This window comes from Algimonas ampicilliniresistens (assembly GCF_030159955.1).
Taxonomy (GTDB): Bacteria; Pseudomonadota; Alphaproteobacteria; order Caulobacterales; family Maricaulaceae; genus Litorimonas; species Litorimonas ampicilliniresistens.
The window spans coordinates 1090973-1107123 of the sequence record NZ_BSNK01000001.1; the positions used below are offsets into that span (position 1 = coordinate 1090973).

At 55.6% G+C, this 16151-nt stretch carries 8 protein-coding genes; 1 reads left to right on the forward strand and 7 read right to left on the reverse strand.

What is annotated here, in order from left to right; genetic code table 11:
• Positions 1-2 precede the first annotated feature (2 nt).
• Entirely contained in the window at positions 3-314 is a 312-nt protein-coding gene (gene rplU / locus QQL54_RS05115; RefSeq protein WP_284388274.1) for a 50S ribosomal protein L21, read from the reverse strand.
• Between the two features lie 221 nt (positions 315-535).
• Positions 536-9088 (reverse strand): peptidoglycan-binding protein, encoded by an 8553-nt coding sequence (locus QQL54_RS05120; protein ID WP_284388276.1) that lies wholly within the window; start codon positions 9086-9088, stop codon positions 536-538.
• A gap of 662 nt (positions 9089-9750) precedes the next feature.
• Here QQL54_RS05120 and QQL54_RS05125 point away from each other — a divergent pair.
• A complete protein-coding gene (locus QQL54_RS05125; protein WP_284388278.1) occupies positions 9751-12633 on the forward strand; it encodes a M16 family metallopeptidase in 2883 nt (960 codons plus the stop codon).
• 61 nt (positions 12634-12694) lie between these two features.
• On the opposite strand, the gene QQL54_RS05130 is transcribed toward QQL54_RS05125, so the two are convergent.
• The 5 genes from QQL54_RS05130 to QQL54_RS05150 are packed head-to-tail and all read right to left on the reverse strand — an operon-like array spanning position 12695 to position 16144.
• Positions 12695-13300 (reverse strand): FKBP-type peptidyl-prolyl cis-trans isomerase, encoded by a 606-nt coding sequence (locus QQL54_RS05130; protein ID WP_284388280.1) that lies wholly within the window; start codon positions 13298-13300, stop codon positions 12695-12697.
• A gap of 48 nt (positions 13301-13348) precedes the next feature.
• Complete coding sequence (locus QQL54_RS05135) at positions 13349-14536, reverse strand: vWA domain-containing protein (RefSeq protein ID WP_284388282.1); 1188 nt, start codon at positions 14534-14536, stop codon at positions 13349-13351.
• A gap of 2 nt (positions 14537-14538) precedes the next feature.
• The gene (locus tag QQL54_RS05140; RefSeq protein WP_284388284.1) at positions 14539-15018 is read right to left on the reverse strand and encodes a cupin domain-containing protein; all 480 of its coding nucleotides are present in this window, start codon (positions 15016-15018) and stop codon (positions 14539-14541) included.
• Entirely contained in the window at positions 15015-15428 is a 414-nt protein-coding gene (locus QQL54_RS05145) for a Kazal-type serine protease inhibitor family protein (RefSeq protein WP_284388287.1), read from the reverse strand. Before QQL54_RS05145 ends, QQL54_RS05140 begins: the two co-directional genes overlap by 4 nt.
• Entirely contained in the window at positions 15428-16144 is a 717-nt protein-coding gene (locus QQL54_RS05150; RefSeq protein WP_284388289.1) for a tellurite resistance TerB family protein, read from the reverse strand. The genes QQL54_RS05145 and QQL54_RS05150 overlap by 1 nt, the downstream gene beginning before the upstream one ends.
• Between the last annotated feature and the right edge of the window lie 7 nt (positions 16145-16151).

The window sequence follows — 16151 nt, forward strand, 5'->3', positions numbered from 1 at the left end:
GCCTAGCCCTTGATACCTGTGATACGCACAACTGTTTCCAGTTGACGATGACCGCGCTTACGACGGTAATTTTGACGGCGCTTTTTCTTAAAGACAAGAACCTTGTTGCCTTTGCGCTGTTCGATGACTTCACCGGTGACGGATGCGCCGTCGACCAAAGGAGCGCCGACCTTAACGTCGCCGCTTGAGCCATGCATTAGAACGTCCCCAAAGGTGACTTTCTTGCCTTCTTCGGCTTCGAGTTTCTCGACAACGATGACGTCGTCCTTGGCAACTTTATATTGTTTGCCGCCTGTCTTGATGACTGCGAACATGATGTTCCGTCCTTACTATCTGCTCTGTCTGGCCTAAGCCAACGAGCCCAAAAATCACGAAAGCCGCGCGTGCGAGAGACTCACCGGGCGGCAACAGCGGGCGAATTAGCCCTGTGCCCCAACACTGTCAAGCCAGACCGTCAGCCTATTGCCGAGTGTGAGGGTAGTAAAAAGCCCCGCCAAACATATTGGCGGGGCTATTCTTGAGGTTGCGGTCGGGCCTAGTTGCTGACCTGACCGAGAACCGTGCCGTCTTGGGCAATGATACGGCCTTGTTCGTCAACGCGGCCAATGACAGCGCCACCAGCGTCAATCACGAACCCATCAGCACGTACCGAGAAGGAGCTTGATGAGCTTGATGTGACGACTGAGCGGCCTGTTGAGGACAACACACTGCCGGAGCTTTCAGTCCCAACACGTGCCCGTGGCAGAACCGTTGTCGGCGATTGACGCGTCACAGTGGTGGACCCACTGGTCACAACGGTCGGAAGGATCGTCGTTGTGGTTTGAGACTGAGAGCCTGTGACCACTGTTGGTCCGCTTGTTGTGACGGTCGTTTCACGGCGCGAGCCAGCGACAATTTGCAGGCCGCGAACAACGATCTCACCAGCGCTATTGATCACATTGCCAGTGGACGCTTCGTAGCGGCCCACGATGGCGCCGTTACCGTCGATCACCACACCGTCATCACGAACTGTGTAAGAGCGGGTGCGTGTCAGCGTTTCCGTGACAGTCCCGGTCTGTAGGCCGGTTGTGACAGTGTTTGACGTGGCACCGGTGGTGAAGCCGCTTGTGGTCGTTGTGACAGAGCCACCAACCATGGAGCGCCAATCAACCCGAAGCTCATCAACCGTCCGGAGTGTCAGACCACCCGTAGACAGGCTGCGCGACACTTGGAACGCCTCAACAGCGGCATAAGTCTCTTGGGTCAGACGACCGTTTAGTGCGCCCTGATAGAAGCCCAGCTCCTGCAGACGACGTTGGATTGCAGAGATAACGACTGAGTTGGCGTTCGCTTCACAAAGAACCTGACGCCACTCTGAGCGCTGAGCACTCGTTTGCGTGCGTTTCTCGACAGTACCGTATTCAGCCGGGATCTGGATGACCTCGGTCCGAGCTTGCGACGTGACACGCTGAACCTGAACAGTCTGATAGACAGCCGGGATGGCGCGTCGAGCGACACGAGCCGGGACGTCGACCACGCGGCGGGTAACCTGGCGGGTGACAGCCGGGATGACACGCTCTTCTGTCCGAGCCTGCGAGACTAGGACACGACGCTCAACGGTACGCGTGACAGCCGGAATGGTCCGCTGTTCACTGCGGGCAGGTGTCACAATGCGGCGACGTGTTTCAGTGTTGGTGACCGCTGGGATCACGCGCTCTTCAACACGAGCCGGTGTCCGTAGAACACGGCGCGTCACAGCTTCCGTAACAGCCGGGATAGTCCGTTCGGTAACTTGCGCCGGGGCGCGAACAACGCGGCGAGTCACGGCACGCGTGACCGCTGGAATTGTCCGTTCAACAGTACGGGCTGGCGTACGAATAACGCGGCGTGTTTCCTGTGCTGTGACCGCTGGGATGACGCGTTCAGTGGCTTGTGCCGGTTGGCGAAGGACTTGACGTTCGACAACTTTCGTTACCGCTGGGATAGTCCGTTCCGTGACCTGAGCCGGGGTCCGAACAACGCGGCGGGTCACTTGTTTCGTAACAGCCGGGATGGTCCGTTCCGTAACCTGAGCCGGTGTGCGGACGACGCGGCGGGTCACGGCCTTCGTAACAGCCGGGATAGCCCGTTCAACGGTGCGGGCCGGGGTCCGAATGACACGGCGCGTTTCGGCGCGTGTCACAGCCGGGATAACCCGTTCTGTCACCTGAGCTGGTGTTCGAAGCACACGACGTGTCTCTTGACGCGTGACCGCTGGGATCGCGCGCTCGACGACACGAGCTGGCGTTTGGACAACGCGGCGTGTGATGGTGTTGGTCACCGCTGGGATTGTCTGTTCCGTAATCTGAGCTGGGGTCCGAACAACACGACGCTCAAGCTGCTTCGTCACAGCCGGGATGGTGCGTTCAACAGTCCGAGCAGGCGTCACGATGCGGCGCAATGTCTCCTGGCGAGTAACCGCAGGAACAGCACGCTCAACAATCTGAGCCGGTGTGCGAACCACACGTCGTTGCAGCTGCTTCGTCACGGCTGGGATAACACGCTCAACCGTACGAGCCGGGGCCGTGATAACACGACGTGTTTCCTGACGTGTGACAGCGGGGATCGGCCGTTCAACAATGCGAGCTGGTGTTTGGACAACGCGGCGTGTCAACTGTTTGGTGACAGCCGGGACCGTCCGTTCAACCGTCGCGGCTGGCGTCCGAAGAACACGGCGTGTTTCAAGACGCGTAACAGCAGGGATGAGTTGTTCAGTTACTTGAGCCGGGGTGCGGACCACGCGACGTTGCAGCTGCTTGGTCACAGCAGGAACAGCGACTTCGACGGTGCGCGCAGGTGTTACCAAGCGACGGATCGTTTCTTCGCGTGTGACAGCTGGGATCGCGCGTTCAACGGTGCGTGCAGGCGTTCTGACGACACGGCGGCTCAGTTGTTTCGTAACAGCTGGAACAGTCCGCTCAGTCGTCGCGGCGGGTGTAACGACAACACGACGGGTCTCAACCCGTGTGACTGCTGGGATCAACCGTTCGGTGACCTGAGCTGGCGTGCGAACAACACGACGCTGGAACTGTTTGGTCACAGCCGGGATGGTGCGTTCAACAGTCCGGGCTGGTGCAGTCAGGACGCGGCGTGTTTCCTGACGGGTAACCGCCGGAATGAGGCGCTCTGTAATCGCAGCCGGTGTGCGAACGACGCGACGTTGCAGCGGCTTAGTCACGGCCGGAACCGTAACTTCGACCGTGCGGGCAGGTTGCGCAACAATGCGACGTGTTTCGACCTTGGTGACCGCTGGGATCAGACGTTCGACCGTTTGAGCCGGTGTTCTGACAACGCGGCGTGTGATCTCTTTCGTAACAGCCGGAACAAGAACTTCGACAGTTCGCGCTGGCGTGACGAGGCAACGATACTCTTCCGTGCGTGTGATCGCTGGAATGGCCCGTTCAACAGTTTGCGCTGGGGTTCTAACGATACGACGGCTGATTTCTTTCGTCACAGCTGGGATGACACGTTCAGTGATCTGAGCCGGAGCTTGCACAACGCGGCGTGTTTCAACCTTGGTGACCGCTGGGATCAAACGTTCCGTGACTTGAGCCGGAGTGCGAACAACACGGCGTGTCACTTCTTTCGTGACAGCCGGGATGGTCCGTTCGACGGTCTGTGCCGGGGTGCGTACCACGCGGCGTTGTTCCAGACGCGTGACAGCCGGGATGGCCCGTTCAACAGTGCGAGCAGGTTGCGAGACAACACGACGTGTCAGCTGTTTGGTCACGGCTGGGATTAGGCGTTCGACAGTCGTCGCAGGCTGCGCAACGACGCGGTAGGTCTCAAGCTTCGTCACGGCTGGGATCAGCCGTTCAGTCACTTGAGCCGGCGTACGAACGACGCGGCGGGTGATTTCCTTAGTCACAGCTGGAACAGCGACTTCCACGGTCCGAGCTGGCGCCCGAACGATGCGGCGGGTCTCAAGGCGTGTGACAGCCGGGATAACCCGTTCTGTTGCTTGAGCCGGTGTCCGCAGGACGCGACGCTGAATCTGTTTCGTGACGGCAGGAACTGCAACTTCCACAGTGCGAGCAGGGGCCCGAACAACGCGGCGAGTTTCCAGACGGGTAACCGCTGGGATGGTCCGTTCAATCGCTTGAGCCGGAGCATCAACAACACGACGTGTGATTTGACGTGTTACAGCCGGTATTGCGCGTTCAGTCACCGCAGCCGGTGTTCTGACAACGCGGCGTGTGATTTCTTTGGTCACAGCCGGAATTGCGCGCTCAACAGTTTGAGCTGGGGTTCTGACAACGCGGCGTGTGATCTGTTTTGTGACAGCCGGGATAGCCACTTCAACCGTGCCTGCTGGGCGCGTGATGCGGCGAAGTTCCTCAACGCGGGTGACCGCAGGGATCGCCCGTTCGACGACGCGGGCCGGAGTTCTGACGACACGGCGTGTTTCTTGACGTGTGATAGCCGGGATAGCGCGTTCAACGGTGCGGGCAGGTTGCGAGACGACGCGACGCGTTTCTTGGCGCGTGACGGCAGGGATGGCCCGTTCGACTGCGGTCGCAGGACGATCCACGACGCGGCGTGTGATCGCTTTGGTCACGGCTGGAATAGCGCGTTCGACCGTGCGAGCTGGCGTGACGATCCGTCGACGTGTCTCGGCGCGTGTCACGGCAGGAATGACCCGCTCGACCGTGCGAGCTGGTGTATCGATAACGCGGCGTGTCACGTTCTGAGTAACGGCCGGAATGGCCCGTTCGACTGTGCGAGCCGGTGTTGTAACGACGCGAGTGGTAATCGCGCGTGTTACCGCTGGAATGCGGCGCTCAACAACCCGGGCTTGTTCGATCAGACGTTGGATCTGAACTGTACCCACTTGCTGTGAATAATCGCCATCAGGTCCGGCATCCACTTCAACCACACGGGCCGGAGTTCTGACGCGGCGCACTTCAAGTGTTTCATAGACCGCAGGGATCGTGACTTCGCGGGTCGTCGCTGGGGCGTCAACAACGCGAGTTGTGATGTTGCGCGTGACGGCTGGAATTGTGCGTTCGATTGCACGAGCCGGGGTAACCACAACTTGCTTTGTAATCGTTTTATACTTGGCAGGAACCAATACCAGGCAAAGGATTTCGCCCGTCTGGGTTACGATTGTTTGGGTCGACTCGACGACTTGCTGAGACACACCGTTAAAGACGGTGAACTGTCCGCGCGTATTCGTATTAACGCGACCGGTTGATCCAAGTTGTGCGGAGTTGAGGGCCTGTGTGCCAGGCTTCCACTCTTCGCGAGCCGGTTCGATCAGAACACGCTCGGACCGCGTTTCATAAACGGCCGGAATGACTTCAATGTCGGTGCGCGCTGGCGACACGACGATAGTTTCTGTCACGTCACGATAAGATGGTGGCACAACTTCAAAGACAGTCGACGCCTCTTGAACCAGGACACGATCTGTGACGGTTTCATATTCAGCAGGAATAACCTGCAGCAGCGTGGCGCCGTCACGACGGATATATGTCTCGTTGACGGTTTCATATTCTGCCTCGACCACGTCGTAGGCGACGGTTTCAGGCTGAACGATGACGGTTTCAGTTACAGTCTCATACTGAGCCGGAACGGTTACCAATTCGACGGTCGCGTCTTGAATAACGACAGTTTCTTGGACCGTTGTGAAGGTCGCAGGCTGGACAACCAACTCTGTTGAAGCTTCTTGAACGACGATCGTTTCTGTGAAGTCTTCATAGACGGCGGGTACGTTGACGAACTCGACGGTCGCGTCTTGGACAACAACTGTCTCCGTAACTTCGCGGAAGGACGCGGGTGTAGAGACGAGTTCTGTAGAGGCGGGCCTTACGATGATCGTTTCGGTCACCGTTTCAAACTCTGCTGGAACCGTTGTCAATTCTGTTGAGGCTTCTTGAACCACAACTGTTTCTGAGACTGTGTCAAATTCGGCTGGAACAACAACCAGTTCGGTGGTTGCAGGCTGAACCACAACAGTTTCTGTGTAGGTTTCGAACTGAGCCGGAACGGTCTCGAAATTCACGGAGGCAGGCTGAACGACAACGGTCTCTGTGACAGTCTCAAAGACGGGCGGGACAGTGACAAGCTCGAAAGAGGCGTCCTGAACGGTGATGACTTCCGTTACAGTCTCATACTGAGCCGCAACCGATACCAATTCGACGGTTGCGTCTTGTACAACGACCGTTTCTGTGACGTCTCGGAAAGAGGCGGGTTGGACGACCAACTCGCTAGAGGCTTCCTGCACGACGACTTGATATTCTTCCGTCTCAAAAACAGCGGGAATGGTTTCAAATGCGACAGAGGCAGGCTGAACCACGACAGTTTCTGTTACCGTTTCAAACACGGGCGGGACAGTCACAAGCTCGTTTGAAGCTTCTTGGACGACGACTTGATATTCTTCCGTCTCATAGACCGCTGGAATGGTCTCAAACGTTACGGAAGCAGGTTGAACGACAACCACTTCAGAGACGGTTTCAAACACAGCAGGAACGGTAACAAGTTCAGTCGACGCATCTTGAATGACGACGACTTCTTCGACGGTTTCGAACACGGCTGGTGTTGAGACATATTCAACGCCAGCAGGCTGGACGATAACAGTCTCAGTGACGGTCTCGAACTCAGCAGGTTGCGTCACAAACTCGACGGACGCTTCTTGAACGACGACCTGATATTCTTCAGTCTCGTAAACTGCTGGGACAGATGTATATTCAACCGTTGCAGGCTGAACGACCACAACTTCTGTGACGGTCTCGAAGACAGGCGGAACCGTGACGAGTTCTGTTGACGCATCTTGGATGACGACAACCTCTTCGACTGTGTCGAATACAGCCGGGACCGTGACATATTCAACAGTAGCGGGCTGGACGAGAACGGTCTCTGTCACGGTCTCATAAACGGCTGGAATTGAGTCGAACTCAATAGAGGCTTCTTGAACAACCAGAGTTTCGGTGACGGTTTCGAAGACTGCGGGAACCGACGTGTATTCGACGCCGGCAGGCTGAACGACTACGACTTCTGTTACGGTCTCGAAGACAGGCGGTACGGTTACAAGCTCAGTCGAGGCTTCCTGAATGACGATTGTGTCTTGAATGGTCTCGAATACAGCTGGGACAACTTCGTAAGAGACAGTTGCGGGCTGTACAATGACAGTCTCATTCACAGTTTCGAACACGGCAGGCGTAGAGACAAGCTCAGTCGAGGCCTCTTGGACGACAACTGTATAGTCTTGGTCTTCATAAACCGCTGGAATTGTATCGAATTCAACGGAGGCCGCTTGAACGACAATGGTTTCGTTTACGGTCTCAAAAACGGGCGGGACAGTAACCAATTCAGTCGAAGCATCCTGGACAACAACGACTTCCTCGACATTCTCGAAGGTCGCAGGTGTTGAGACATACTCAATGGTTGCCGGTTGGACGATGACAGTTTCTGTAACGGTCTCAAACTCGGCGGGTTGTGTCACGAATTCAACGGACGCTTCCTGAACAACAACGGTTTGCGTGATGGTTTCGAAAGCGGCAGGAACCGTTGTATATTCGACGCCAGCAGGCTGTACGACGACAGTTTCAGTAACAGTCTCGAACACAGGTGGGACGGTCACAAGTTCAGTCGAGGCTTCTTGAACCACGACTTGATACTCTTCGCTTTCATAGACAGCCGGTGTGCTGACATATTCAATCGTAGCCGGTTGAACGACGACGGTTTCCGTGACGGCCTCAAATGCAGCCGGAACGGATGTGAGCTCTGTGGACGCTTCCTGAACCACGATCGTTTCAGTAACAGTGTCGAATTGAGCCGGAACGACGTCATACTCAACGCCTGCAGGCTGAACGACAACGGTTTCAGTCACAGTTTCGAAGGCGGCAGGCGCGACGGTTAATTCGCTTGAGGCTTCCTGAACCACGATGGTCTGAGTGTAATCCTCAAACACAGCGGGGGTCGTGGCATATTCGATTGTGGCCGGTTGAACGACGACAGTTTCGGTCACTGTTTCAAAAGCCGCAGGCGTGACCACGAGTTGATTGGACGCCGCTTGAGTAACGACCGTCTCGGTCACATCAGCAAAGACGGCAGGAACAACGACAAGCTCAACGTCAGCATCTTGCACGACAACAGTTTCAGTCACGGCTTCGAACGCAGCCGGTGTAACGACAAGCTCGGTCGAGGCGTCTTGGATGACAATATTATCTGTGACTGTATCGAACTCTGCTGGAATAACCGCAAACTCGACGCTGGCGGGTTGAACGACGACTGTTTCGGTTACGTCCTCAAAGACGGCAGGAACGGTGACGAGTTCAGCTAGAGCGGGCGTGACAACGAGCGTTTCCGTGACGTTCTCAAAGACGGCAGGCGTAACGACAAGTTCGTTCGTAGCCTGTTGGACGACGACCGTTTCACTGACGGTCTCAAATATGGCCGGCACTGTAACGAGTTCGGTCGAGGCTTCTTGTACGACGATCGTTTCGGTGACCGTGTCGAATTCAGCAGGGACAACTGTATACTCGACGCTAGCGGGCTGAATGACGACGGTTTCGGAAACATCTTCAAATGCAGCGGGGGTGACGATCAGCTGTGACGCTGCGTCTTGCACGACGACGTTTTCAGTAATTGTTTCAAAGACAGGCGGAACCGCGACCAGCTCAGTTGAGGCCTGCTGCACGACGACTGTTTCAGTAAAGTCTTCATATACGGCAGGGGTGGCCGCGTAAGTAACAGTTTCGGGTCTGACGAGGATTGTCTCTGTCCTAGTCTCGTAGATTGGGGGAATCGTAACGAGCTGGGTAGAGGCTTCCTGAATAACGACCGTTTCAGTTACATCGCGGAATTGGGGTTCCTGTTCGATGACCAGGTCGAAACTTTCCTGTTGGACAAGAACCTGTTCGGAGACTGTCTCAATTTGAGCCGGTATCTTACGGATTTCCTCTGAGGCTTGGCGCAGGACCACTTGCTCAGTAGAAATTTCATATTGAGGCGGGACGATCACGCGGGCGAAGCATTCGCCTGGAAGCGGATTACCCGGCGGAAGTTCTTGCGCGATAGTCGGCGCAGCGAGCACAGCAGCACTAGCCGCCATCAACAAAGTTCTTTTCATTTTCAAGACCCCCAAGTCTCCAGTAACAATCGCCGAAAAGGCGTAGATTTGTGGACGCTTACCCAATGGCTGGAAACATGGCTAGGCGTTAATGCGATGGTAGCAAGCTGTTCATCTGGCATTCAATCATTGACGGGTGTGAGGGGAAAAGGTTCCAAAACAGACCCTTTTAGCGCGTGTCCGTCTTCGCCCATCTCGTTGTAAATCCATCCATGATAAGAAAGTTGATCGTGCTAGGCCCCTCTGACCCTTGTAATTCTTAGTTTTTGTGGCGTTCGGCTTATTAAGAGCATGTTTCGGGCCAGTTCATCGAAAAAGCTGCTGTGATCTGCTGTGAAGGGCTCATAAACGTCTCCACGTCACCTCTACCTCAAAATCTACGAACTGCGTGATTGTCGGTTTTCACGCGGGATGTCCGGTCGAAGCGAGTTTTAGTTTTGAGTTTCTCACCGCAGGCGAATTTCTGTCTACGTGATTCGTTTAAGACATGAGAGCGGCTGATTGCAGGACTGTCGGGACGCGATATAAGAACGACTGACGTCATTGAATGGGCGAGCCTGCGTGCCCTGATGCAACCGATGGTTCTCGTCCTTGCTTTTGCACGATAAGCTAGTCCAGTGACGCGCCATACAAATCTATTCTGATATGTGATTGAGGTGATTGTGACGCAACGACTTTTCTTGGCTTCGACGGCGGTTCTAGCGGCGCTTCTCGTGTCCTCATGCAATACAGATGACGTGGCACAGAATGACATGCCTGTTGTGGAATTACCGGATATCGATTCCGTTGATTTTGCACATCAGGCCAGTGATCTAACGATGGATGAGGACATCCTCTATGGGCGTCTTCCAAATGGTCTGCGCTATGCGACGATGAGCAATGATACGCCGTCGCGCACCGCCACACTTTTAATGCGGTTCGACGCGGGGTCGCTCGATGAAACAGACGAAACTCGCGGGCTCGCTCACTTCCTCGAACATATGGCGTTCAACGGATCGGAAGCGATTCCAGAAGGCGAAATGGTCAAGCGACTTGAACGACTGGGTCTCGCCTTCGGGCCGGACACTAATGCCTCAACTGGCTTCGACCAGACTATGTATCAATTGGAACTGCCTGATACATCCGATTCCTTGCTGGATGAAGCGCTCGAAATCTTCCGTGAAACAGCGGAGCGATTGACCTTGGCGCCCGAAGCGATTGAGCGGGAACGCGGTATCATTTTGGCGGAAAAGCGCGCACGCAACAGCCCGGCTTTCCGCGCTCAGATTGCATCGCTTGAGTTTCAAACGGCGGGGTCAGGACTCGTGGATCGATTGCCGATCGGAACGAATGAAACCATCCAGTCTGTCACGCCAGAGCAATTTCGCGACTTTTATACTTCGCAATACCGCCCGGAAGATACTTTCATCGTTCTTGTCGGGGATCGTCCGGCTGAACAGTTGTCACAGAAAATCGAAAACGCCTTTGCAGATTGGTCGAATGACACACCTGCTGTCGATGATGCCACCGTGCCGGCCATTCGGTTTGACGAGCCGCGTTTCGGGGCATTCTTCGATCCAGAAGTGTTGAGTTACGTTAGCTTATCAACGATTTCTGACGTTGCGCCTGACAGTGAACGCCGCGACACGGTCGCCAATCGCGCCGACTCATTGCCGCTCTATTTTGCCAATGCGATGCTAAATCGCCGTTTCGCTAAGTCCGTCAGGGCTGGCGAAGCGAGCTTCACGGGAGCCGGAGCGGGGGTCAGCGACTTTTTCGACGCCGCCGAAATTGCGGGTCTTCGTGTGTCCGCTGAACCTGACAAGCTTCGCGATGGATTTATCGAGGCGGAACGGATTTTGCGACAAGCCATCGATCATGGGTTTACGCAAGCCGAGTTCACTGAGCAGATAGCGAATGCTCGCAAAAGCTGGGAAGTGGCTGTCCAGACAGCCCCAACACGTCGAACCCCGTCGCTAGCCCGTCAAATTCTGAACGGATTCGCCGGGGAACGAGTAATGACGAGCGCGGAAAGTTCGTTGGTGCGGTTTGAAGCTGCGGTCGCAGATTTGACGCTCGAAGAGGTTGAAACCGCACTTAAGGAGGCTTGGGATAAGCTTGACACCGCGCCCCAGCTCTATCTGCAGGCAGAAAGCGTCATTGAAGAGCCGGAACAATGGTTACGCGACATGCTGAACGAAAGTCAGTCCGTGTCGTTAGACGCCGTCGCGGAGTCGAATGTCGGGGCGTTCGCCTATGCCGATTGGGGGCAACCCGGCAAAGTCGTGAGCAGCTCCGTCATCGAAGATATCGGCATCACGACCGTTCAATTCGATAATGGTGTACGGCTCAACCTCAAGCAAACGCCGTATGAAGAAGACGTGATCCGGATCCGGGTGAAAGCGGGGTCTGGCACGGCCTTCTATCCGCAGGACGCGCCTGCTTTCGGGATGCAACTCCGGTCTGTCCTCAATAGCTCTGCGCTCGGCGCACACAAAGCCGACGATCTGTCCACATTGACTGCAGGACGAACTGTCGGCGTCGGTCGTGGGTTTAGCACACGCGGTATGTCTCTCGGCGGGGCTACGGTTCCGGATGACCTCGAACTCCAGCTACAACTCATGGCGGCCTATCTGACCGACCCTGCCTACCGCCCGGAAATACTTCCGAATTATGAAAGTCGTATTCGGTCAGTCTGGTCTAAACTGGACTCAACCCCATCTGGGGCCGCCGGTTTGGAAGTGCCGTCACTGCTAAGCTCAAATCACTGGCGCAATGTTCATCCGACAGAGTCGCAAGCTCTGGACGTTGATCTTAATGCCTTATCCGAATGGTATGCGACCCATATCACGGAGGGACCGATTGAGGTCGCGATTGTCGGGGATTTCGATGAGACGCGGGTGATTGACCTTGTCGCCAAGACGATAGGCGCGCTGCCAGACTCGCGGCAGTCCGCCCAAGCACTGCCGCAATCCGCGATCAATCAGATGTTCCCAGACGGTCAGGCCCGTCCCTACAAAATAACCCATGCAGGTGAGCCGGATACGGCTTTGCTGCGGATTTACTGGCCGGTTGATGATCACGAAGACACGCTTGTGGACCGACAATTCGGCGTGCTGGCGCAGGTGCTGAAACTCGAACTCACACGCGTTCTAAGAGAAGAGGAGGGGGCGACCTATTCTCCGTCTGCGTTCACATCGCTGCCAGAGACAACGCCGAACTGGGGTTATCTCGGCGTCAGCATTGAAGCCTCACCGGAAGAGCTAGATAGGTTAACCTCCGTGATCGAAGCCGTGGCTGCCAACCTTGCTGAAAACGGGGTAACGGATGACATATTTGATCGGGCGATAAAGCCGACATTGGAAAATCTCGAAACCAGCCTCGAAAATAATAGCTATTGGCTCAATGTGATCGATGAAGCGCAAGGCCGTCCAGAGACGCTGGATCGCCACCGCACGCGCGATGTTACGTATCAGAATATGATGGCCGCAGAGATTTCAGCGGTGGCAAAGGACGTGTTCAACGGCGATAAGGCCATTCGCGTCCATGTTGTCCCTGAGGGATAAAAAATGCGGAGGTCGATAACCGACCTCCGCTTCAATATTTAGGTTCGAATTCTTCTGAGCGTCAGTCGCCTGCGCGGTTCACGCGGATCAACTGCATGTTAAAGACCAGCGTGTCGCCGGGGCGAATATCTGCGCCTGCGCCGCGATTACCATAAGCCAGATCTGCCGGGAGATAGAGCGTACGCGCTTCGCAAACCTTCATGTTTTCAACGGCCTCGGTCCAACCGCGAATGACGCGTGTTGTAGTAAAGATAAAGGGCAGGTTCCGTTCGTAAGAACTATCGAACACGGTGCCGTCAGTGCGGTAGCCATGATACATAGCGACCACTTCTTCGCCTGACCGTGGTGTCATGCCATTTTCAAGCCCTGCTTGGATAACCTTGTACTGCATGCCGGAATCGCTCTGCATCACGTCAGCCCGTTTCGCATTTTCAGTGTGCCACTGAGCATAGTCCTCGGTTGTAGGCAGATCTTCCGCAGGATAATCATCCAAGTCTAGCACCATCTCGTCCTGGCAGACGGCTTCGGCTTTAGCTTCGACGACTGTTGGTGTGCCTTCGACCAAGGCGGGCACATCATCTGATGAGGCTGCGCCAACATCATCTGATGAAGCTGTACACGCGGCTAAAATTGCGGCCAGTGACGTGGTTGCAAGTATACGAATCATGGAAACTCCAAAATGTGTTTGAATTTGTGTTGGTCGTCTAACGGCTTGCTAACGAGCGAGTTCCCGCATCGCACTCTCAAGCCCTGATAAAGTCATCGGAAACATTCGGTCTTCGCCGATAACCTCTTGGATCATCTTGGTAGACTGGCTGAATTCCCAGTATTTTTCCTGTGTCGGATTGATCCAGACTAGATGCGGATAAATATCGACAAGGCGCTTCAACCAGACGGCGCCGGGCTCATCATTCCAATGTTCGACTGACCCGCCGCGCATAGCGACTTCATAAGGACTCATCGCCGCATCGCCAACGATCACGACCCGGTGGTCGCTCGGGAATTTATGCAAAATATCCCATGTCGGCGTCACTTCGCTCATGCGGCGGCGATTGTCTTTCCAAACTTGCTCATACAAACAGTTGTGAAAGTAGAAATATTCAAGCCGTTTGAATTCGGATTTAGCGGCAGAAAACAGATCTTCAGCCTGCATCACATGCGCATCCATTGATCCGCCGATATCGAAAAAGGCTAGAACTTTGATGGCATTGCGTCGTTCAGGGCGCATGCGGATATCCAGCCAACCTTGTTTGGCTGTGCCGCTAATTGTTCCGGGTAGGTCCAACTCTTCGGCCGCCCCCTCGCGCGCGAATTTGCGCAAACGCCGGAGTGCGACTTTGATATTGCGGGTTCCGATTTCGCGGTCGCCATCAAGGTTTTTAAATTGCCGTTTGTCCCAGACTTTAACCGCCTTGCCGTGGCGGCCTTCTTTCTGGCCAATGCGAACCCCTTCGGGATTATAGCCATAGGCGCCAAAAGGAGATCTACCTGCTGTACCGATATTGCGATTGCCGCCTTCATGGCGCTTCTCTTGGTTCTCCAATCGTTCCTTCAACGCGTCCATGATCTTGTCGAAGTCGCCGAGGGCTTCGATCTCAGCCATCTCTTCAGGGGAGAGATGAAGCTCCGCCATTTTGCGAAGCCAGTCTTCCGGGATTGTGTGTTCGTCCTGCCCAAATATATCGCCAAGATAGTCGACCCCGCGAAAGACGTGGCTGAAGACCTGGTCGAATTTGTCTAGATCGCGTTCATCTTTTACGAGTGCCGTTCGCGAGAGAAAATAAAAGCCGTCTAGGCTTTCGTTGGCTACGCCTTTGTCCACACCTTCCAGCAACGTCAGATATTCCCGGATCGAAACGGGAACGGATGCACGTCGTAATTCACTAAAGAAGTGGTGGAACATGGTTAGGGGCGTTCTTCGGGCAGGGACGGATCTGGATCGGTAGGTGCTTCTATATGACGGCCCGAATATTTGAACACGACGAATTCCAGCGGACTATCATCAGCCGCTCGAATGCCGTGATAATCCCACGCCCGAGCGAAGAGGATATCGCCCTCGACGGCCGGACGATCTTCGCCGTTTAGTGACCAGGTCCCACGGCCTTTTGTGACCATCAGATATTCTTCATCAGCATGACGGTGAGGATGATGTATTTGTTGCCCCGCATCGATCTTTGCGACGCCGACGAGAACAGGCGACAAGACGTGAGTGTCATCCGTGAAATAAGGGTAGAATGCCCCCCAATCCGCGACGTCCGCTGAGACAGCGCGCTCGCTAACAATGGCCGATGGACCGGCACCATTGGAGCCGGTCGTCACGTCAGAGGGGGCAGTGCTGCAGCCCGCGAGTAGAAGCGCCAACGCGCCGAAGGTCAGCCGCTTCACTGTCGGCAGGGCCCGCGATAGGCGGCAGAAACACCGCGACTATTGGCAGAGCATTCGTTGGAATAGGTCTGTCCATCACACCCGCAAACAGGCGTGTAATCCTGAGTGCAGACTTGTGGACGGGGGCGACAGACGCCGGTCTGATCGGCGGCGCCGCACTGGGCTTGGACGGTCTGATAACAAAACTCTCCGGCAAAGCCGCAGGTCGCTCCGGTCATACCACCGCAAATGCGGTCGCCGGGTTGGCTCACAGGCGGAGGAAAGCCGGGTGGGGGTGTCTGAGGAGGTGTGTGGGGTTGTTGAACAACGGGACCATAAGGGCCGGGCGCATACGGACCTTGTCCACCATAGGGCGGGGTCTGCATGCAGGAGATCAGAAGGCCTGCTAGGCCAATCAACAAATACCGCATTATCCAGTCCTCACTTCCGTTTCAATCAAGGCCGCCGACTCTGGGTCGAGGCGCAATGCCATAGCCAGCCGGTCGAGATAGTCGCGTTCAACGGGGTTGACCCCGTCGGCGATTCGGCAGCTCACGGCATAGATTTCATAGGCGCATTGGTCGGATGTGGCCATGGCCGCGATTTCGCTCGGATCCGCTGGAGTGGCGAGCATGTCGGAAAGACCCGACATATCAACGTCCGGATACGTCTTGATGAGAGCTTTTTCGGCTTCACTGATCGTGCCGTCAGCCTTCGCAGCAGCGATCATGGCGCGCAGCAGCATGTCGGAGCGCCGTTCAGCATCCTGCCCAGTCAAGAGCCCGATCGCATCTTTGAAATTGGTCGGCATAGCGCCGCGCTTGTGGCCCTTATAGGCAATCGTACCAAGCGCTGCGAGCCCGCCCAATGTGGCGAGTTTCCGAGTTGAGCGTGAACTCAATATCAAAGCCAAAGCCCCAGCAATTCCAGCGTATTTGGCTTGTTGCCGGATTTGCGCGCGGCTCGCGTCGCTATCATCCATGCCGAGCTTGTCGATTAGAAAATCTTCGCCGCGCTTACCAATATCTTGAGCTTGATCACTAAGCTCGCCCGACCCGGCTTTGTCCAGTAAAGACTGTCCGCCGCTCAGCAATTGTGCGAGCAATGTTTGCGGGTTGTTAGTGGGCTTGCGTAATTCTTTTGGCATCAACGAC

Excerpts from the sequence above, each read along its gene's own strand:
- QQL54_RS05135 (WP_284388282.1), bottom strand. The coding sequence starts at position 14,536 with ATGTTCCACCACTTCTTTAGTGAATTACGACGTGCATCCGTTCCCGTT.
- QQL54_RS05120 (WP_284388276.1), bottom strand. The coding sequence starts at position 9,088 with ATGAAAAGAACTTTGTTGATGGCGGCTAGTGCTGCTGTGCTCGCTGCG.
- rplU (WP_284388274.1), bottom strand. The coding sequence starts at position 314 with ATGTTCGCAGTCATCAAGACAGGCGGCAAACAATATAAAGTTGCCAAG.
- QQL54_RS05130 (WP_284388280.1), bottom strand. The coding sequence starts at position 13,300 with ATGATTCGTATACTTGCAACCACGTCACTGGCCGCAATTTTAGCCGCG.
- QQL54_RS05145 (WP_284388287.1), bottom strand. The coding sequence starts at position 15,428 with ATGCGGTATTTGTTGATTGGCCTAGCAGGCCTTCTGATCTCCTGCATG.
- QQL54_RS05150 (WP_284388289.1), bottom strand. The coding sequence starts at position 16,144 with ATGCCAAAAGAATTACGCAAGCCCACTAACAACCCGCAAACATTGCTC.